Genomic DNA, 19,648 nt, shown 5'->3' with positions numbered 1-19,648 from the left:
TCACAACGTAACATTTTTATTAATATTAAATTGCCCTGATTTCAAGGCTATTGACCTAATGCTGTTGTGAGATCTACTGCATTGATGAGGCGCGCAGTTAGCGTTCCTGTACGGTCATTCTGAAATTCTATATTTGAAATCTTTGACGTGAATAGATCTTTCTGAGCAATCTCTCCGCGGTGATATAGTTTTTCAAGAATTTGACTCTTTTCTTCTTTTTCTTCGGAGAGTGAGTTCTGGCTTTTGTGCCGTTCTTGGAGAAGTGTACGGCTTGCCAGAAGATTTTCAACCTCGACCCATGCGTTTAAAACAGTACTCTGGTAATAAAGGCCTGCGCTGCGCTGCTCGGAGTGACGAAGTTCCAGCTGTCGAGAGAGGCGCCCGCCATTGAAGATCGGAAGGGAGAGGGTTGGGCCAAAGGATGTATTCCGTGCATTCCATCCGAGTTCTGCAACTGTCAGGGCATCCAGGCTGAATTGGCCCGTGAGCGTAAGCTGCGGGTAGAAGTCGGCCTTTGCCATACCGATAGCTGCTGTTGCAGCGTGAAGGCGTGCTTCTGCCGCACGGATATCAGGGCGCTTACGCACCATTTCCGAAGGAACACCGGCAGAAATTTCTGGAATTTTGATGTCATGCAATGAGGCCTTGGCGTCGAGCTCTGGCATCGCGGCATCGGGTCTGCCTGCCACAAGGGTGCTCAACGCCCGATAAAGCGAGGCTTTTTGCGCAGCCAGTTTGTCGCGTTCAGCCTGGGCGTTGCGGCAAAAGGTGTTTTGCTCATCAAGGTCGATAGTTGCGAGAAGCCCATGTGCACGCACTGTCTGAGCGATCGAGAGTAACCTTTGTGCGATTTTGAGTGTTTCTTCTGACCATCCGAGGCGCTCGTTCGTGTCGAGCCATTGGAAATAGGTTCGAGCAATTTCAGCCTGATTTGAAAGGCGCATCGCATCTGCGTCGGCTTCTACGGCTAAAAGCTCAGATGCAGCGGCTTCCTGCAAGCGCCGCTGGTGGCCCCAGAGATCGAGCTCCCACGACGCTACGGCACCAATGTTATAGTTGTTGTAAGACACACCTTCAGGCTCATTGCCCGTAGTGCTGGAAGAGAGACCAAGAAGTGGTTGAAGAACCTGTCCTATCCCCGCTGTGGCAAGCCGTTCACGGCTATAAGCTGCCTGCCCATTCAGTGTAGGAAGACTTTCCGCCGATGCGGCGCCACGCTGTATTCGGGCGGCTCTGATCCGCTCGCGGGACATGGCGAGGTCTGGGTTGCCGCTTTCGGAACGACGTATCAGGGTATTTAAGCAGGGACTGTTAAAAACAGTCCACCATTGAGCTCGTGCTTGCTGATCGCTCGGGTTGGGAGCTGCGTTTTGCCAATGATCCGTCAGAACAGGCTTTGGGCTGACGAAATTGGGGCCCATGGTACATCCGTCCAAGCCAATGATAGCAGCACACAGGACGATAAACGCCGTTTTTGATCCAAAATATGGTTTAGGCATGACGTGAACCGTTAGATGCTGACGGTGAGCGATCAAACAGAAGCGCATAAAACGCAGGTAGAGCGACAAGCGTCAGCAGAGTGCCGCCGATAAGGCCGCTAATCATGACAATGGCCATAGGCCCCCAGAACACGTTGAAGCTTAAAGGGATGAAGGCCAGAACAGCTGCTATGGCTGTCGGGCAGACCGGTCGGGCACGCAGCAGCGTCGCTTTGATGATTGCATCATGGAGCGAAGTCTCGTTGGTATGGTTGGCCTGGATCTGATCAACGAGAAGGATTGTGTTGCGCATGATCATGCCCGCGAGAGCAATCAGCCCAAGCAAAGCGACAAATCCGAAGGGCGCACCAGATATCAGGAGGCCAGCCACCATGCCGATGATGCCGAGCGGAGCTGAAAAGATGACCAGCAGAGAACGGCTGAAACTCTGTAACTGAAGCATCAGGAACAAGAGCATCAGGCCGCCTGTGACCGGTAACAGCGCGAAGATCGCATGATTTGCTGTTGATGAGAGTTCTGCATCTCCACCGATTTCAATGCGATAACCTGCCGGAAGCCTTTGCTGGAGCGCATCCATCGCGGGAGCCGCAAGCTGCAAGACTCGAGGAGGCTGTATATTTCCAGTCACACCGGACTGAACGGTCATGCAGAGTTCACCATTTCTCTGCCATATGATCGGAAAGGCACTTGTCACCTGTATTGTTCCAAGCTGACCAAGGGGAAGAATTCCAGCGCCTGTCATGATTGGCATGGATTGCCACTGCCCTGGATCGGAGCGCATGCCTTGCGCTGCTCGTACGATCACGGGGATGGCATGGTGATCTTTAGAAATGTCTCCTGCGTTTTCACCAGAAATACTTGCTTGGAGTTGAGCAGCGAGATTGGCACGGTCTATTTGGAAGCGTGCCAGTTTGTCAGGATCTGCTTCCAGCGTCAGGGTCGGAGCTTTGCTGCCCCAGTCGGATTGTACTGAGACTGCTGCGCCAGTCGCAGCGACGATTGCGTTTACTTCATGAGCGATTGTAAGCAGCTTGTCTGCGGCAGGGCCGATGATGCGATACTGTACAGGGAAATCGGCTGTGGGGCCTAAGGACAGGCGCTGCACATGGAGGTGTACGGCGATGGGAACCGGAATTGTCGTAATCTGACGAGCGAGCTCTTCCCGGGCTTTCAGATCTTTCGCGACCAAAAGCAGGGTCGCATGTGCGGCACTGGGGGTAGCGGGAGCGTATGGAAGATAAAAGCGGGGCGCACCGTCTCCGATATGCGCTTCCATGTGACGCAGTGAGGAGAGACCGGCGAGATGACGCTCCAGAAAGCCGACGGCCTGATCTGTTTCTTTGATGGATGTACCGGGGGGCATTGCGACGTCCACAATGAGTTCCGGACGATCAGACTGTGGGAAAAACTGTTGATCAACGAAGAAAAAGCCACCACATGCCAGGGCAAGAAGACCAATCGTTCCTGCCGCTACCGCTTTTTTATAGTTCAGAACGAATAAGAGGAATTTCTGGAGCTTTGCTGCTCCCGAAGAAATCTGCGGAATATCGTTTGCTGTATGGTTTGGTTCTGGCAGAAGGTGAACACCCAGAAACGGAATAAAGACAACCGCGACGATCCAGCTGAACAGGAGCGCCGCACCGCTCACCCAGAAAATTTCACCGGCATATTCGCCTGTCGTGGATGTGGCCAGGCCGACAGGCAGAAAGCTGACAACAGTCAAAAGCGTACCTGTCAGCATGGGGAAGGCCGTGTGTGTCCAGGCAAAAGAGGCTGCTTCTTCCCGGCTGCTCCCCTGTTCCAGTTGCACCACCATGGCCTCAATGCTGATGATGGCGTCATCGACCAGAAGACCCAGAGAAAGAATGAGGGCGCCAAGCGAAATGCGATCCAGCCCGATATGCTTCATACCCATGTAAAGGCTGACGCCGGCGAGTGTCAGGGGAACGGAACAGGCGACAATGATGCCGGATCTCCATCCCAGACTTACAAAAGCCACCAGAAGAACAACGATGAGCGCAACCGCAAATTTTATTAGAAACGTGTTTACAGCCTCTCCAATCACAAGGCTTTGGTCCTCAACCTGCGTCAATTTCATGCCTGCAGGGAGATCGAATGCGCTCGTGACTTTGCGGAGTGAGGCACCAAGGGTAAGGCCGTCTCCGCCTGAAGACATCGCGACAGCAATGATGACTGCGGGCTTTCCTCCGTACCGGATCACAGAGGGGGCAGGGCTTGCATAATCGCGGCTAACCTGTGCGACGTCCTTGACCCGTAACGAGCCAGCCTGGCCAGCTATGGGCGTATCTTCGGCAGATTTCAGGCTTTCCAGGTTCCCGGAAATGCTCAGTGGAACGGTCGTTGTAAAATCTACTGACCCGGCGGCCCCTAAAACTGATCGTTGCCGGAGCGACCGTGCGATATCCTCAAGAACCAGTCCTCGGGCAGCAATTTTTTGCAGATCAATGTCAACATTGATCTGCTGGGGAACTTCGCCACTGATCTGAACTTTTCCAACGCCGTGGACGCGTTGAAATGCTCTCTTCAATGTTTCTGCCGTTTTAATAAGTGTCGCATTCTCTGCGCCGGTCAGGGCAAAAACATACCCGTAGACATCTGCGTAGTCATCATTAGCCGCTAGCGTGACATTCGTTGCAAGGTCAGGTGTGAGGTCCGTCAGTCTGTTACGAATTTGTTGCCAAATTGCTGGAACCTTTTCTTTGTGCTCATCGTCTCTCAGGTAAACTTGCGTGACACAGGCTGATGATACGCAATAGGTGCTCAGAATATCGATGGCTTCAATGTTTCGCAGGCTCTGTTCCAGCGGTTCTGCAACGTGTCGCTGCATTTTTTCAGCGCTCGCGCCTGGCCACTGTGCCGAAACAATCATGTTTTTAAGGGTGAACGCTGGGTCTTCCGCGCGCCCTAGGTTCAGAAAGCCGTAGCCACCAGCCAGGAAAAGGCCGACCATCATGAAAATGATCAAAGCTGGATGGCCAACAGCCCACCGGGAGACGTTGAAACGGTCCATCATTAGCGTTCACTTGTAATGCTGGAGATATGAACGCGTTCTCCGGCTTGGAGTGAATCTACGCCGCTGGTGACAATCCGTGTTTGTGGCTTTAGGCCGCCAACAAGGGCATCTGCCCCTCTTAATCCAATGATGATGACAGATGTCTGAACAAGCTGTGGGACTTTGTCCTCTGTGAGGCTCCAAAGATGCGCGTGGTTCTGATCATCCGAGATAAGTGCTGTGAGAGGAACACGAACTACGTCTGGTTGAACGGGAGGAGCCAACGCAACAGTGACGAGACTGCCTAAGGGCACGGGCAGGGAATGATCCGGCCGGATGTAGACGTCCTGCATTTGGGAGGTCTCATCAACAGGGCTAAGTTCTCTGACTGTGGCATGCACAAATTGAGCGTGTTGATCTGATTGATCGGTAGCTTCAGCCGCATCACCAACCTTAAAGTGAGACCGGGCAGGCACCTTGATGTGAATATCGGGCTCTCCGGCTGCTAGGCGTAAAACTTCAGTTCCTGCATCTTCAAGACGTCCGGCTACGCCTGAAACGCTAATGACCCACCCATCTTCCGGTGCGCGTATATCTGCTTCCGCCAGCTGGATTTGAGCTTGATGCAACGCGGCGATGGAGGCTCTGTATTTTCCTTGAGCGGCCTCAGCTAAAGCGGCACGTTCTTCCAAAGTCCCGCTTGAAATCCCCCCTGCAACATCCAAGCCCTGGCTTCTTCTGAGCGCGGACACAGCTTGCTTCGCATCCGCACGAGACGCGTCGACTTCGCCTTGGGCCTGCGCTACCGCTTCCAGTAAGAGCCTATTTTCCAAACCAACCAGTACCTCTCCCTGGTGCACATACTGGCCGTTAACAACTTTTATCGTCGCTATCCGGCCCGCTTGGCTCGGGCCCAATGGGATCGTGCGCCTTGTTTGGTACGTGCCAATGAAGGACTGAGCTTCCAAATCGGCACTCTGTACTCGCATCGTCTGCACGGAAGGAGACGTTGATGGGGGCGCTGATGTATTTGCCGGTTTGCACCCTGCAAGCCAGAGAGCTGGTATTGTTGCTATCACCCGAGCGATGCGAGGAAAACGACAACGAGCAAGCAGCGTATTTTCCAAGAGAGAAAGGTGGGTCATCCTGCTACCCGCGCACGTGCTATTACTGAAATTCCCAGTAAAATAAGAACAATGCCAATAATTTGGGATGAATCCAGTCCTTCACGGAAGTAGATCCAGCCAGCGAGATTTGCCATGACAATAGCAAGCCCGGCTGATCCTGCGTAAACTGTTCCCATAGGGACAAGTCGAAGAGAGAGTGAGAGAAATGTAAATGACGAAACGTATCCTACAACCATAATGGCCGTAGGAATTATCTTGGTGAAGTCATCCGTTTCTTTTTGAGCTGTGGTCGCAGCGACTTCAGAAAGGACCGTGATGAAAATATAGAGATACCCAAGCATTTCAGGAATTTTTCTCTGATTTTCCTGTAAGTTCGATCATGAATTTCTCCAGATCGTCGCGGCTCTTCTGGCTTAGGAGATCGGTTTCAAGAATATCCCACAGAGACAAGCCATCCATCGCTAAGCACGCTAGAAGCTGGGGTGTAGTGATGTTCTCGAAAAGTCCAATGGATTTGATGGTTTGCCAATAATGGTGTGTCCATTCCTGACTGATTTGTGGATCAATCAGCATGGCAGCCAGAAGATGACGAATAATGCCTGGTGGTGCGGATGTAGGGGCTTGTCCGATGCCAATGTAGGCACGTGCAGCACGGCCGACTTTGACGGGGTCATTTTGCATCGTTGCAAGAATGTGCTGTCGAAAGGCCTCCATCTCCCGGATGAAAAGACCATCGAGGAGAGCCTTCTTATTGCTGAAATGATGCAGAAGACCTCCTTTGCTCACGCCCGCTTCCTTCGCCACCAACTCAAGTGTGAAGGCCTGAATTCCACGTGTTGTCAGGATCTGCGCGGCAGCATTCAGAAGGTCGCTTTTCACGGCTTTCGGGCGGTTGGTGCGTTTGGAAAGGTTTGCCATAGATTTACAAATACCGTCCGGACGGTATGTTTTCAAGATGTTCAGTAAAAATTTTGTAACGACGAGATTTATTGGTTGTGACGGGATTTTCTCTTGTTGCTCAGAATGCGGGTGAAAGCCCTGTTATCAGAGCTCATTTCTGATTTTATAATCGTGATATAGCGCCTCGAAAAAAAATAAGCTTATACACCCCGTTGATCGTGATCGCTTCAGGCCTGTTTCTGCAAAAAGCTAAAGCAGGCCTGAGCACATGGAAGTCTGTCTATGTTATCCGTGCTTGGGACTTCGAGAGACTGCCGCCAAAACTGCAGGTAACGTCTTCTGGAAAAGTTTGAGTTCGTCTGGCGTTGCCGTTCCCACGCGGATCCATGTTTCATAACCCGGAGCATCGAACGTCCGGATATCTACGCCCCGTTGTGCAAGCGCTTCCTTTACAGCCGAAGCAGATCTTTCTGTGTCGATATAAACAAACGTTCCTTGGCTTTCGAGGTAGGAAAGTTTGTTCTCGTCACAAATCTTGTAAAGCATGTTTCGGCAGGTTTTGAGGTATTCAATCGCACCAGCTAAGTAGTGTTCATCACCAAGGCACGCCATTGCCGCGGCGTATCCAGGCTGATTGCGAGATGTTGTTGTGAGGCTGTAGAGCTGACGGACGCGCGCTGGTTGCGCCAGGACATATCCAATTCTGAGGCCGGCCATTCCATAGACTTTTGAAAACGTCCGCGTCACAATGATATCCAGATCAGATTGGACGAGTGACGCCATTGTCTGCTGCATCGCGGCGGGAAGCAGTTCAAAGTAAGCTTCATCAATGATGACTGGAATGCTTTTTGCAACTTCGCGGCAGAAAGCTGTCAGCTGATCGTGTGGGATCATCTGACCTGTCGGGTTATTGGGGTTGCATAAATAGACTAGGGCCGTTTCTGCGTTGATGGCATTTTTCATGGCCGCCAAATCGACCTGATGGTTTTTCAGTGGAACAAAACGAGTTTTAACGCCGCGACGTGCAGCATACGATAAATGAGTGGAATATCCGGGTTGAGGGGCAATGATATGACCTTTCAGGCCGATATCGGTGCAAAGAAGAGAGAGAGCATCCAATGAGCCGTTGGAAAGCGCGACTTTCTCGCGGGGTAGGTTCTCCCGCTTTCCAATAATGTCTCGCAGAGCGTGTTCGTCTTCCACGTAGTAAGCGGCTTGCGAAATGCTCTGTGCAATGGCGCGTTTTGCGGCAGGAGAGGGACCAAAAGGATTCTCTGTAACATTAAGCCGCGCATGTTTCAGCTCTGCGGCATGTGCAACCGATCGCGCTCCGATCGTGGCGATAGCAGGAAGGACGAGGCTGGCAGTCTGCAGTAGAGTGCGGCGATTGCAATGTGACAAAGTTGGAGCTCCCGGTATTTCTCTGGATGAATGCAAGCATCAGGATTAATTTAGAAATATAAATCGATAATTAATCAAGAAATATTATATAATATAACCTGCGGTTTCATATTTATTTCATCCTTTTCGCAGCAGGTTGGCTGTAGGAGAGCCTGGTTCACTGACCGCTGGTTCCTGCCTGGAAAACGTCTTCATGAAAATCAGAAAATCCCTCTTTGTAACTTCGTGCCTGTTTTCGTCGCTTTTGAGTGCAAACGCCTACTCAGAAGATGCTGTGGGCTCCTCGAAAGCTAAGTCTGCGCCCGTAAAGCAGCATTCCGCAAAAACGAAGCCAGGTCATTCTGCTGAGGCTGGCAGCAATGAGACGCTGATTGTCACGGGAACACATGCAACAAATCGTAAAGCCCGGCAGAGCACAACGCCAATTTCCGTTATCTCGGCCGAGGTGTTGCGTCGTTCCGGAGAAATGAACCTCGCTCAAGCCATTACACGCACATATTCTTCCATCAACGTCAGCAACATGGGCAATGATGCGGGAGCTCTGACATCAGCCTTTCGAATGCGTGGGCTAAATCCCAATCAGGTTCTTGTTCTGGTAGATGGCAAGAGACGTCATACGACGGCGAATATCTATGCAGATGCGGGTCCTGCCTTCGGGGCGACGCCGGTCGACCTCAACATGATTCCGGCGGCTGCGATCGACCATATCGAGGTTCTGGAGGATGGTGCGGCGGCGCTTTACGGATCTGATGCCATCGCAGGCGTGGTGAACATCATCACCAAGAAGACAAACCACGGCCTGAACACCAGTTTTCAGACTGGTGCCAATGCTTACAACGGCGACGGGTGGCAGTATCAGGCCAGTGTCGACGGTGGACTGTCTTTGGGGCGTGATGGATACCTGCACATCAGCGGTCAGTTGTATCATACGGATCATATGGTGCCGTATACTGAAGATCATCGCCTGCTGAACTACAAACCCGCAGGTGCGGGAACCTCAATGTATACCGGCTCAGTCTCCGTGCCCAAAGATTCAAATAAGGTTACAAGCACGCCAGAGGAAACCCGACAGAACCTGAGTATAGATTTCGGGAAGAAGCTGACGGACGGTATCGAAGGTTATGGTTTGATCACGTATGCACATCGGCATGCTGAATCTTATCAGAACTATCGCGTTCCCAGCACACTCCCATCTGTCTACCCTTATGGTTTTTCTCCGATCGAAACGATTGAAGAAAATGATTACGCGGCAACTCTCGGTCTGAAAGGGAATAATTTTCTCGGCTTTTCATGGGATTTTAGCACCACATACGGCGCGGACGAGAACGATATAGGCGATAAAAACAGTATTAACGCCGGCATGTTGAGCAGCAATTGCCTCGTGCGTTCAGCGAACCCTGGAAGCACAAGTCCCTATCTTTCGACTGATGGCTGTGGATGGTCTCCTACGACAACGCGCGCTGAAACGTACCGTATGGCGCAATGGACGAACAATCTCGATTTTAAGAGAAACTTCAACATTGCTTCCCGAGTTCCGGTCACTGTCGCGTTTGGCGCAGAACATCGCCTTGAGACCTACAAAATCGAGGAGGGGACGCCACCCTCTTACGAAGCTGGTGGAATGGCAGGATATGTAGGCCTTCAACCGCAGAATGCGGGAAACTGGAGCCGCGATATCTGGGCGGGATATCTGGATGGGGACTTCCATCCGACGAAAAACTGGGACCTGGATTTCGCAGGTCGTTTTGAGCATTATACGGACGTTGGAAATACCGAAAACGGAAAAATTTCGACGCGCTATGATATTACGCCGCGCATTGCCGTTCGGGCGACTATCAGTAACGGGTTTCGCGCGCCAACGCTGGCTGAACAGCATTTTAGTGCCATCAATGTTGGTGCAACCAGCGTGTCCGGTCTGTTACCCGTCAGTTCTGAATCTGCCCGTATCCTTGGAGCCGCCGCTCTCAAACCTGAAAGATCCACAAATGCCAGTGGAGGCTTTGTTCTGCAGCCTCTGAAAGACTTTCATGTCGAAGTCGATGCGTACCAGATCAATGTTCGCGATCGTATCATTGCGGGTGGTTCGACCAACGGGCAGACGGCCATTAATGCCGTTCAACAGTTAGGCTTTGTGCTGCCGTCTGGTCTCGACCCCAATGCTGTCAGTACGTACTATTTTGCGAACGGGGCCAGTACGCGAACGCAGGGGCTTGACGTAAAAGCTGATTATCTTCTGCATCTGCATAACTACGGAAATCTGGCGCTCTCTGCTTCACTTGATCTAAACCGGACGCGCCTGAGCCATGTGGGGACTACAACCGTCAATGGCGTGACGACACCCCTTTTGACGGCTGCCAGTGCCAGCTACATCACGACGTCTTATCCCCGCAGCAAACTTATCCTGAATGCTTACTGGACGGTTGATAACTGGGATATCAACCTGCGGCAGACCCGGTATGGTGAAACAACGGCGATGCTGGCATATCAGGACTGGACCCCAAGCAGTGCCCAGTGCGTTAGCAACGGTGTTGCTAGTGCATTACGGTATTCCAACAAGTGCTTTGCTCAATTCAAAAATACGCCACGGTGGCTTACTGATCTTGAAGTCGGATACCGTGTTAATTCGCACTGGCATCTCACTGTGGGAGCCAATAATATTTTCAATATTCGCCCTCGTCGGGTTAACGACCTAAACAATAATTATGGAGCGAGAATCTATGATGCTAACTCCGCTCAAGTTCCAATGACTGGCGGATATTACTTCGGCCGAATTGACGCTCACTTTTAAGGTTCATCAAAAATGGAGGGCGGGAGGAATTAAACCTACCCTCCATTCTTATGTTTACGTCTAAATAGCATACCCTTCTCGTGAATTTCAGTATTTTTAATTGTGGTTACTTATTATCGTCAGGACCACGAAATCATGCCTGAAATTTCCATATCGATGCGCTTCAGCAAGGATAAGATCAGCTTACGCTGGGGCGGAAAAAAACATACATTCCGTTATCGTTTCAAAACCCGTTAAGTTTTCTTCCAGAGTGATCGGCGAAATGCGGAGGATCACTGGAGACATGCTCTGAACTCTCTGATGTCTAAATTGGGCGACGGGCAGGGGGCAGATGGACGGGAAGAACATCAGCGATGAAGAAACTCTCAATTCCTCTTGGTGTGATGTTGCTCACATGTACGGCGAGCCAGTTGGTCGCTATGCATGCTTATGCAGCCGATATGAAGCTGCATGGCGGAGATGTTCAGTCTTCTCAGAAAGCGAGCGCTCATATTACCTCCAAGAAGAAAAATGTCTCTCGCCCTAAAGAAGACGAGACGCTGATTGTTACAGGAACGCGTGACCCTCACCAGACTGTCCGAAAAAGCGCCAGTCCTATTCAGGTTGTGACGTCTGCAGAAATTTCCAGAACCGGTCAGTCCGACCTTCGTGACGCCCTCACACAGCTGACACCATCTCTGACGCGTGCTCCGCTGCTGATCGGGAATGCCAACATGGTGGATGTGCTTCGTCTGCGTGGCCTATCTCCAAATCATACCCTTATTCTTGTAGACGGGAAGCGTCGGCATTCCACTTCGGTCCTTTCGAACAATTCCGGGCCGCAGCAAGGATCAAACGGCGTCGATATCGACATGATCCCGATTTCGGCAATAGACCATGTGGAAATCCTTCAGGACGGTGCTGCGGCACTTTATGGTTCGGACGCTGTCGCAGGTGTCATCAATATCATTCTCAAGCATCGCAAGTCTGGCATCACGATGCAGTCCACAAATGGTGGCCGGTATGCAGGGGATGGCTTTCAATCAGGTGAGTCGATCAATGCCGGTTTTGACCTGATGGGTCATGGGTTTTTTGATCTGAGTGCCGAATACAAATACCAAGACCATACGATCCGGAATTCGCCTGACAGTCGTACCGGAAAATACGATTTTAAAGACGAGGGAGACCCGCGGCAGCATCGGGGAACTCTGTCCTACAATATGCAGTATGACTTTCTTCCTGATCTGTCTCTGTATTCCTTTTCGACGTATGGGCATCGCTACGGCGAGAGTTACCAGGACGCGCGCGTCGCCTCCACGGATTGGCCCATGTATCCCAATGGCTTCAGCCCAAAGGAGAGCGTTACCGAAGATGATTACAGCGTAACCTTAGGTCTAAAAGGAGAGAAATTCGGCTGGAACTGGGATCTCAGCACAACGTATGGCAGTGATCATACATCCATGGATCTCTTTAACACCGTCAATCCGTCGCTTTATGCTGCGACGGGTGCTTCACCGTCTCGTTTCCATGAAATGGCGTTTACAAACACGCAATGGACAAACGATTTCGGAATTCATCGCAGTTTCCACACGCCTCTTTTTGCTGGTCCGATCAATCTCGCGATGGGCGCGCAGTATCGATATGACGAATTCGATATTATGGCGGGTGATGCCAACTCATATTATGGTACGGGACCGCAGGGTCTGCACGGCCTGAGCCCCCAGAATGCGAGTGAGAGCAACCGTGATGTGACGGCAGGTTATGTCGAACTCTCTACAAGGCCGCTTAAAAACTGGCAGGTCGACTTTGCGGGCCGGTATGAGTATTACACGGATGCCGGAGACACCAAGACGGGTAAGGTCTCGACACGCTATGATTTCAATAAATATTTCGCTCTGCGGGGTACCATTTCGAACGGCTTTAGTGCGCCGTCGCTTTTGCAGGAGCATTGGTCCAACCTGTCTGTGGCACCGACTTATGCGACAGGCTATTTGCCCGTTAACTCCGCTGGCGCGCGTTTAATCGGGGCGAAGCCACTCCATCCTGAGCATACGATGAGCTACAGCGCCGGATTTACGCTGGATCCTCTGCCGCGATTGCACATCACTGTCGATGCGTATCAGATTGCTATCAAAAACCGAATTCTGGCAGCCGGTGTCTATAACGGAGCCAATGCCATTGAAGCCCTGCGTCTGAATGGCTTCTCAGTCCCATCCACACTTGAATCCAATGCTGTGACAGCATCCTATTATGCGAATGCAGCCAATACGCGGACACGAGGGCTGGACGTCACAGCGCGTTATCAGACGCGACTACAGAACTGGGGAAAGATTGACTGGGACGTAGCGCTCAATCTTAACGAAACCGACCTGACGCATGTTGGCAAAGACGGGAACGGCAATAGCCTTCTCAACTCCCAGCAGGCGGCCTATATCACAAGCTACACCCCGAAGAACAAGCTAATTTTTGGTGGAACGTGGCAATACAAGAAGCTCGGTGTCTCTGTGCATGAAGTCCGTTACGGGCATGCCACATCGTCGCTGACCTATTACGAGGGGTCACTGGCCTACTCGAACACTGATTTCATGCGATATGTGAATAAGGCGCGGTTCGAGACCAATCTTGCCGTCTCCTATCAGGTCTTGCCGCAGCTCGGGCTAACGCTTGGGGGAAATAATGTCGGCAATGCAAAGCAACGCCGCATCCCAAAGGAGTTCCGTTATCTTGGAGCATTCCAATATGACTATCAGATCGAGCAACTTGGCTATAACGGCGGATATTATTATCTACAGGCCAATCTGAACTTCTGAGAATAAATCCTACCCGGATGATGTTGCCATTGTGGAAAAATGCATGATGCGACATTGTCCTTGGGGAGCAATAATCGTCTTGTGAAACGACAAAAGCGCATGTCAGACAATGGGAGAGGCTCTCTGACAGATAACAATGCCCGTCCATGTCCGCAGAGGCGTTCTTTGATTGTGGGTCTTGTATTGATCAATGGCTTGGTATGGCTATTGGCCTTCATTTTCTTCCATAAAAATTCGCTCCTGCTGGGTGCAGCGGGTCTCTCCTATGGACTGGGGCTACGGCACGCTCTCGATGCAGACCATATTGCCGTTATCGACAATGTGACGAGAGCGGCTTTGCGGGAAAAGAGAGAAGCACGCGCAGCAGGTCTCTTCTTCTCGCTTGGGCACTCTACGATTGTCTGTCTGGCGACCCTCATCGTTGTTCTGGCCGGCCAGCGTTATCATACGCAGATAGACGCATTCGCAGTACAGGGCGGCCTGTTCGGAACATGGGTTTCGGCGCTGTTCCTCTGCATGGTGGCGCTCATAAACGCACTGACTTTCCGCGATCTTTGGCGCAGACGGAGCGGCAGGGTTAATAATGCTCCAAGAGGGCTATCTCGTGTGCTGGAGCCTGTACTGCGACAGGTGTCCGTCAGCTGGCATCTCTATCCAGTCGGGTTTCTGTTTGGGCTAGGTTTTGATACGGCTTCCGAAATCAGCTTGCTCGGCATTTCCATCGTCCAGGGTGAGCATGGACTGCCGGTGTGGGAAATCATGATGTTCCCACTGCTTTTTACAGCCGGAATGGCGTTGCTGGACACTGCGGACAGTATGCTGATGCACGGTCTTTACGAAAGAGCCGAGCGTGGGACCGCCTGCAATCTCGCCTTAACCCTGGCATCCGTTATGCTGGCGTTTGTGATTGCGCTCATTGAAATAACTAACCTTTTTGCGGATAAGCTGCATGGCCTGAGCATGCTCACAGATTTCGCGGGTTTCGTGTCAGCGCATTTTGAAATGATTGGCGCGTTTGTTTTCGGTGCTTCCGTTATTGGATGGATCTGGCTGAAGCCAGAACGTGAGACAGGACTGGAAGACATGCGTGGGAATATCTGAAATGCAGATTGACACGTCTTTTTGTCGACCAGAAAAATGCGGGAAGTTCGCATGACTGCTGCGGTTCTTCAACGCGCCAGAGGGTGGTTTAGCCTGACCGCGAAACTGCGAGACGGAGCGACCGTATGCGGTGATCTGGAGCAGGGAGGATGTTGCCGTCTCTTGTTTCCGCGCGTGGATAAGGGCGCTCTGGAGGCGGTCACGGTCAATATTTCCGGTGGTATCGCAGGCGGAGATCGGCTCGAAGGGCGCATTATCTGTAGCCCCGACACGGAACTACTGGTCACATCCCAAGCTGCAGAGCGCGTTTATCGAGTCCGCACGGTAGACAAACCCTCAGAAATTCTCACCTCTTGCCATATCGCCGCGCAGGCACGTCTGGACTGGATTCCGCACGGAACGATCTTTTTTGATGGTAGCCAGTTGCGACGTCATATGACGGTTGAGATGGAGGCTTCCTCCAGCTTTCTTTTTCTGGAAAGCCGTATGTTTGGGCGGATCGGCTCAGGAGAGGTCATGCAGATGCTAAATCTTCGTGACCGGTTGACGGTGCGCCGAAATGGCCGTTTGATTCTGGAAGATCTTCTGCGTCTGGAAGGTTCAGATGTGTCGACCCTCCTGGCACAAAAAGCGATAGCCGACGATCAGTTTGCGGTGGCCACACTGGTGCTGGTGTCACCTGCCGCAGAAGGGCTTCTTGTGCCTGTCAGGGAAAAGCTGGAGGCTGTCGGGCCGCATGAATTTGCAGCATCGGCATGGAATGGCATGCTGGTCATTCGCGGAGTGGCGTCAGGAGGCTGGTCGCTGGAAAAGACGATCAGGCAGATCCTGCCGGTCCTGCGGGACGGGCGCCCCATGCCGGCCACATGGCGGTCATGACACAGAGTTCGGAACGGAGCAGGACATGAAACTTACCCCCCGGGAAAAAGACAAGCTGCTGGTGGCAATGGCGGCAAACGTCGCGCGCCGACGGCTGGAACGCGGTGTCGTGCTCAATTATCCGGAAGCCGTGGCCCTCATCACCGATCACGTCGTCGAAGGCGCGCGGGACGGCAAAAGCGTGTCCGAACTCATGGCCAGTGGCGGCCGTGTTCTGACGCGCGACCAGGTCATGCAGGGCGTGGCCGAAATGATTCATGACGTGCAGGTGGAAGCGACTTTCCCCGATGGCACAAAGCTGGTGACCGTTCATGACCCGATACGCTGAATCCCTCGCAGCCGGTGCCATACCGGGAGAAATACTCCCAGCCGAAGGCAAGATCGTCCTCAACGAAGGCCAGCCGCGCCAGACGCTTCTGGTGACCAATACCGGCGACCGTCCGGTGCAGATTGGAAGCCACTATCATTTTGCCGAGGTCAATCCGGCGCTGAAATTCGATCGCACGCGGGCACGGGGCTGGCGCCTTGATGTACCATCCGGCGGGGCGATCCGTTTTGAACCGGGGCAGGACCGGGAAGTCACGCTTGTTCCCCTGCGTGGCCTGCGGCGTGTCGTGGGCTTCCGGGGCGATGTGATGGGGAGTGTGGATCAGTGATGCGTCTTTCCAGACATGACTATGCCGGACAGTTCGGCCCCACGGTCGGCGACCGCCTGCGCCTCGCCGATACAGCCCTTCTGGTCGAGATCGAGCGCGACTACACGACCTATGGCGAGGAAGTCCGCTTCGGCGGCGGCAAGACCATCCGTGACGGCATGGGCCAGTCGCAGGTCACGCGGGCCGAGGGTGCGGCGGATACCGTCATCACGAACGCCGTCATCATCGATCACTGGGGAATCGTGAAGGCCGATGTCGCACTCCGTGACGGGCGGATCGCGGCCATCGGCAAGGCAGGCAACCCCGACATCCAGCCGGGCGTGGACATCATCATCGGCCCGGGTACGGAAATCATCGCGGGTGAGGGCAAGATCCTGACCGCCGGCGGGATCGACAGCCACATCCATTTCATCTGCCCGCAGCAGATCGAGGAAGCACTGGCATCGGGCATCACGACCATGCTCGGCGGCGGCACCGGCCCCGCCACCGGCACGGCCGCCACAACCTGCACACCTGGCCCATGGCATCTGGCGCGGATGCTTCAGGCGGCGGAAGCCTTCCCGGTCAATCTGGCGTTCGCGGGCAAGGGCAACGCCTCCCGCCCGGACGGGCTGGGGGAAATGGTGCGCGCCGGGGCCTGCTGCCTCAAACTGCATGAAGACTGGGGCTCGACCCCCGCCGCCATCGACTGCTGCCTGAGCGTTGCGGACCGCATGGACGTGCAGGTCATGATCCATACCGATACGCTGAACGAAAGTGGCTTCGTCGAGGACACGATCGCCGCCTTTCAGGGCCGCACGATCCATGCGTTTCATACGGAAGGCGCGGGAGGAGGCCATGCGCCGGACATCATCCGCGTGGCTGGCCTGCCCAACGTCCTGCCGTCCTCGACCAACCCCACACGCCCGTTCACCGTCAACACGCTGGACGAACATCTGGACATGCTGATGGTCTGCCATCATCTGGACCAGCGCGTGCCGGAAGACATCGCCTTCGCCGAAAGCCGCATCCGCCGCGAGACAATCGCCGCCGAAGACATTTTCCACGACATGGGCGTGCTCTCGATGATGTCGTCGGACAGTCAGGCCATGGGCCGCGTCGGCGAAGTCCCGCTGCGCACATGGCAGACAGCCCATAAAATGAAAATCCAGCGCGGTTCTCTGGCCGGGGATGGCGCGGCGGATAATGCCCGCGTGAAGCGCTATATCGCCAAATACACCATCAACCCCGCCATCTCGCATGGCCTGTCCCATGAAGTCGGATCAATCGAAGTCGGCAAGCTCGCGGATCTGGTCCTGTGGGAACCCGCTTTCTTCGGCGTCAAACCCGATCTGGTCATCAAGGGCGGCGCCATCGTCTATGCGATGATGGGCGACCCGAACGCCTCGATCCCCACGCCGCAGCCCGTGCATGGCCGCATGATGTTCGGCGGCTATGGCGGCGCGCTGACCCATACCAGCCTGACCTTCGTGTCACAGGCCGCTCTGGAAGACGATATCGGCAAAAAGCTGGGTCTGCGCCGGCCGCTCTCGGCCGTCTCGAACGTGCGCGGCGGGATCGGCAAGCGCAGCATGATCCATAACGACGCCATGCCCCATATCGAAGTCGATCCCGAAACCTATGAAGTGCGGGCCGATGGCGTGCTCCTGACCTGCGAGCCCGCCGAAGTCCTGCCCATGGCCCAGAGGTATTTCCTGTTCTGATGACCCAAATCCTGGATATCCTTCCCGCCGGAAGCTGGCCCGAAACCGAGGCCAGCGGCACCTTCGCCGCCGATTACGAAGGGCGTCATCGTCGCCGGATGATGCTGACCCTGCAAAACGGTGAAAAAATCCGGCTGGAGCTGGAACATGCCCGCCTGCTTCAGGCCGGGGAGGGCCTGCGTCTGGAGGATGGCCGCATCATCCGCGTGGAAGCCCTGCCCGAAGAGCTGATGGAAGTCACGGCCCACAGCCCCCTGCAACTGCTTCAGCTCGCATGGCATCTGGGCAACCGCCACCTGCCCGCCGCGATTGCCGAACATCGCATCCTCGTACGCTACGATCACGTCATCGCCGACATGATCCACGGTCTGGGCGGCCATGTGCGCCGGGTGGAAGCCCCGTTCGACCCGGAAAGCGGGGCCTATGCCTCCCGCGCGGGCGGCCACGAACCGCACCAACACGGGGACGGGCACCATCACCACACGCATGACTGAAACCCCGCTCCCGCAGACAGGCGCCGCCTTCCTGCGCCTCCTGTCATGGGTGTCGCCAGCCTTTCCAACGGGCGGATACGCTTACAGCCACGGTCTGGAATGGGCGGTGGAAAGCGGAGACGTCACGGATGTCGCCACACTCTGCGACTGGATCGGCTGCCTGCTGGAGCACGGCGCGCCGGGCAGCGACCTGATTATCCTTCAGGAAGCCTGGCGCGCCGCACACGACATGCCCCGCCTGCGCGCTCTGGCGGAATTTGCCTGCGCCTGCGCCTCCTCGCGGGAGCGCTATGACGAAACAGTCTATCAGGGCGAAGCTTTCCTCAAGGCCGCGTCCGTCTGGCCGGTCACGCCCGATCCGTCCGAACTGCGCGGCACGCGCTGGCCACTGTCGGTCGCGCAGGGGATGGTCTTCCGGCGCGGCGGCATCACGCGGGAGCAGGCGCTGCTGTCGGGTGGATACGCCACCATCGCCGCTCTTGTCTCCGCGGCAGTACGTCTGGTGCCGCTCGGGCAGACGGACGGCCTGCACGCTCTGGCCCGGCTTGAATCGCGTCTCTCACGCGCCGTGAATGTTACGGAACACCGGACCCTAGAGGATGTCGGGGGCGCGTGCTTCCGCTCCGACCTTGCGGCCATGCATCACGAAACCCAGACAACGAGGTTGTTCAGAACATGACAAAAGCAAAACACGGCCCGCTGCGGGTCGGCATCGGCGGACCGGTGGGAACGGGCAAGACCGCCCTGATGGATGCCCTGTGCCGGACCTTCCGCGATGATTACAACATCGCCGCGATCACGAACGATATTTACACCCGTGAGGATGCCGAATTCCTGACCCGCGCGGGCTCCCTCCCGCCGGAACGGATCAAGGGGATCGAAACGGGCGGCTGCCCCCATACGGCCATCCGCGAAGACGCCAGCATCAATCTGGCAGGCATCGCCGAACTGACGGAGCGTTTCGAGGGGCTGGATCTGGTTCTCGTGGAAAGTGGCGGCGACAATCTGGCTGCGACCTTCAGCCCCGAACTGGCTGACCTGACGATCTATGTGATCGACGTGTCAGCCGGTGACAAGATTCCCCGCAAGGGCGGCCCCGGCATTACCCGGAGCGACCTTCTGGTCATCAACAAGATCGATCTTGCGCCGTATGTCGGTGCCGATTTGGGCGTGATGGACCGCGACAGCAAAAAGATGCGTGGTGTGCGGCCCTTTGTATTCGCCAATATCCGCGCTGGCGAGGGCGTGCCCGAAATCGCCCGTTTCATCGTCGAGCAGGGCGGCCTCTAAGGCCTGAT

Annotated in this window: 16 protein-coding genes; 10 read left to right on the top strand and 6 right to left on the bottom strand. The window is 54.5% G+C overall.

Features of this window, described 5'->3' with window-relative positions:
• Window positions 1-47: 47 nt before the first annotated feature.
• The 6 genes from KP707_RS10485 to KP707_RS10460 form a co-directional block, all read right to left on the bottom strand.
• Complete coding sequence (locus KP707_RS10485) at window positions 48-1,499, bottom strand: efflux transporter outer membrane subunit (protein WP_211502924.1); 1,452 nt, start codon at window positions 1,497-1,499, stop codon at window positions 48-50.
• On the bottom strand, window positions 1,492-4,533 hold the full coding sequence (locus KP707_RS10480) for an efflux RND transporter permease subunit (RefSeq protein ID WP_215751602.1): 3,042 nt from the start codon (window positions 4,531-4,533) through the stop codon (window positions 1,492-1,494). The genes KP707_RS10485 and KP707_RS10480 overlap by 8 nt, the downstream gene beginning before the upstream one ends.
• Complete coding sequence (locus KP707_RS10475; protein WP_211503167.1) at window positions 4,533-5,501, bottom strand: efflux RND transporter periplasmic adaptor subunit; 969 nt, start codon at window positions 5,499-5,501, stop codon at window positions 4,533-4,535. The genes KP707_RS10480 and KP707_RS10475 overlap by 1 nt, the downstream gene beginning before the upstream one ends.
• A 152-nt stretch (window positions 5,502-5,653) precedes the next feature.
• On the bottom strand, window positions 5,654-5,980 hold the full coding sequence (locus KP707_RS10470) for a multidrug efflux SMR transporter (protein ID WP_211496137.1): 327 nt from the start codon (window positions 5,978-5,980) through the stop codon (window positions 5,654-5,656).
• Window position 5,981: 1 nt separating this feature from the next.
• On the bottom strand, window positions 5,982-6,557 hold the full coding sequence (locus KP707_RS10465; RefSeq protein WP_211502926.1) for a TetR/AcrR family transcriptional regulator: 576 nt from the start codon (window positions 6,555-6,557) through the stop codon (window positions 5,982-5,984).
• Between the two features lie 267 nt (window positions 6,558-6,824).
• Window positions 6,825-7,940, bottom strand: a complete 1,116-nt coding sequence (locus KP707_RS10460) for a histidinol-phosphate transaminase (protein ID WP_211502927.1) — start codon at window positions 7,938-7,940, stop codon at window positions 6,825-6,827.
• A gap of 193 nt (window positions 7,941-8,133) precedes the next feature.
• Between KP707_RS10460 and KP707_RS10455 the strand changes: the two genes are divergently transcribed.
• The 10 genes from KP707_RS10455 (at window position 8,134) to ureG (ending at window position 19,640) form a co-directional block, all read left to right on the top strand.
• Window positions 8,134-10,728, top strand: a complete 2,595-nt coding sequence (locus KP707_RS10455; RefSeq protein ID WP_211502928.1) for a TonB-dependent siderophore receptor — start codon at window positions 8,134-8,136, stop codon at window positions 10,726-10,728.
• 353 nt (window positions 10,729-11,081) lie between these two features.
• A complete protein-coding gene (locus KP707_RS10450; protein WP_211502929.1) occupies window positions 11,082-13,517 on the top strand; it encodes a TonB-dependent siderophore receptor in 2,436 nt (811 codons plus the stop codon).
• Between the two features lie 171 nt (window positions 13,518-13,688).
• Complete coding sequence (locus tag KP707_RS10445) at window positions 13,689-14,618, top strand: HoxN/HupN/NixA family nickel/cobalt transporter (RefSeq protein ID WP_211502930.1); 930 nt, start codon at window positions 13,689-13,691, stop codon at window positions 14,616-14,618.
• 51 nt (window positions 14,619-14,669) lie between these two features.
• The gene (locus KP707_RS10440; RefSeq protein ID WP_211502931.1) at window positions 14,670-15,497 is read left to right on the top strand and encodes an urease accessory protein UreD; all 828 of its coding nucleotides are present in this window, start codon (window positions 14,670-14,672) and stop codon (window positions 15,495-15,497) included.
• Between the two features lie 25 nt (window positions 15,498-15,522).
• On the top strand, window positions 15,523-15,825 hold the full coding sequence (locus KP707_RS10435; RefSeq protein ID WP_077803551.1) for an urease subunit gamma: 303 nt from the start codon (window positions 15,523-15,525) through the stop codon (window positions 15,823-15,825).
• Window positions 15,809-16,153 (top strand): urease subunit beta, encoded by a 345-nt coding sequence (locus KP707_RS10430; protein WP_211502932.1) that lies wholly within the window; start codon window positions 15,809-15,811, stop codon window positions 16,151-16,153. Before KP707_RS10435 ends, KP707_RS10430 begins: the two co-directional genes overlap by 17 nt.
• On the top strand, window positions 16,150-17,856 hold the full coding sequence (gene ureC, locus KP707_RS10425; RefSeq protein ID WP_211502933.1) for an urease subunit alpha: 1,707 nt from the start codon (window positions 16,150-16,152) through the stop codon (window positions 17,854-17,856). Before KP707_RS10430 ends, ureC begins: the two co-directional genes overlap by 4 nt.
• Complete coding sequence (locus tag KP707_RS10420) at window positions 17,856-18,350, top strand: urease accessory protein UreE (RefSeq protein ID WP_211502934.1); 495 nt, start codon at window positions 17,856-17,858, stop codon at window positions 18,348-18,350. Before ureC ends, KP707_RS10420 begins: the two co-directional genes overlap by 1 nt.
• Window positions 18,343-19,029: an urease accessory protein UreF gene (locus KP707_RS10415; RefSeq protein ID WP_211503168.1), complete on the top strand. Its 687-nt coding sequence runs from the start codon at window positions 18,343-18,345 to the stop codon at window positions 19,027-19,029. Before KP707_RS10420 ends, KP707_RS10415 begins: the two co-directional genes overlap by 8 nt.
• Window positions 19,026-19,640: an urease accessory protein UreG gene (gene ureG, locus KP707_RS10410; protein ID WP_211502935.1), complete on the top strand. Its 615-nt coding sequence runs from the start codon at window positions 19,026-19,028 to the stop codon at window positions 19,638-19,640. The genes KP707_RS10415 and ureG overlap by 4 nt, the downstream gene beginning before the upstream one ends.
• The last annotated feature ends 8 nt before the right edge of the window (window positions 19,641-19,648 follow it).

The sequence above is a fragment of the Gluconobacter sp. P5E10 genome, from assembly GCF_018812145.1.
GTDB lineage: Bacteria > Pseudomonadota > Alphaproteobacteria > Acetobacterales > Acetobacteraceae > Gluconobacter > Gluconobacter cerinus.
The sequence above is the reverse complement of the archived record's forward strand: the minus strand, read 5'-3'. Positions and strand labels throughout refer to the sequence as shown.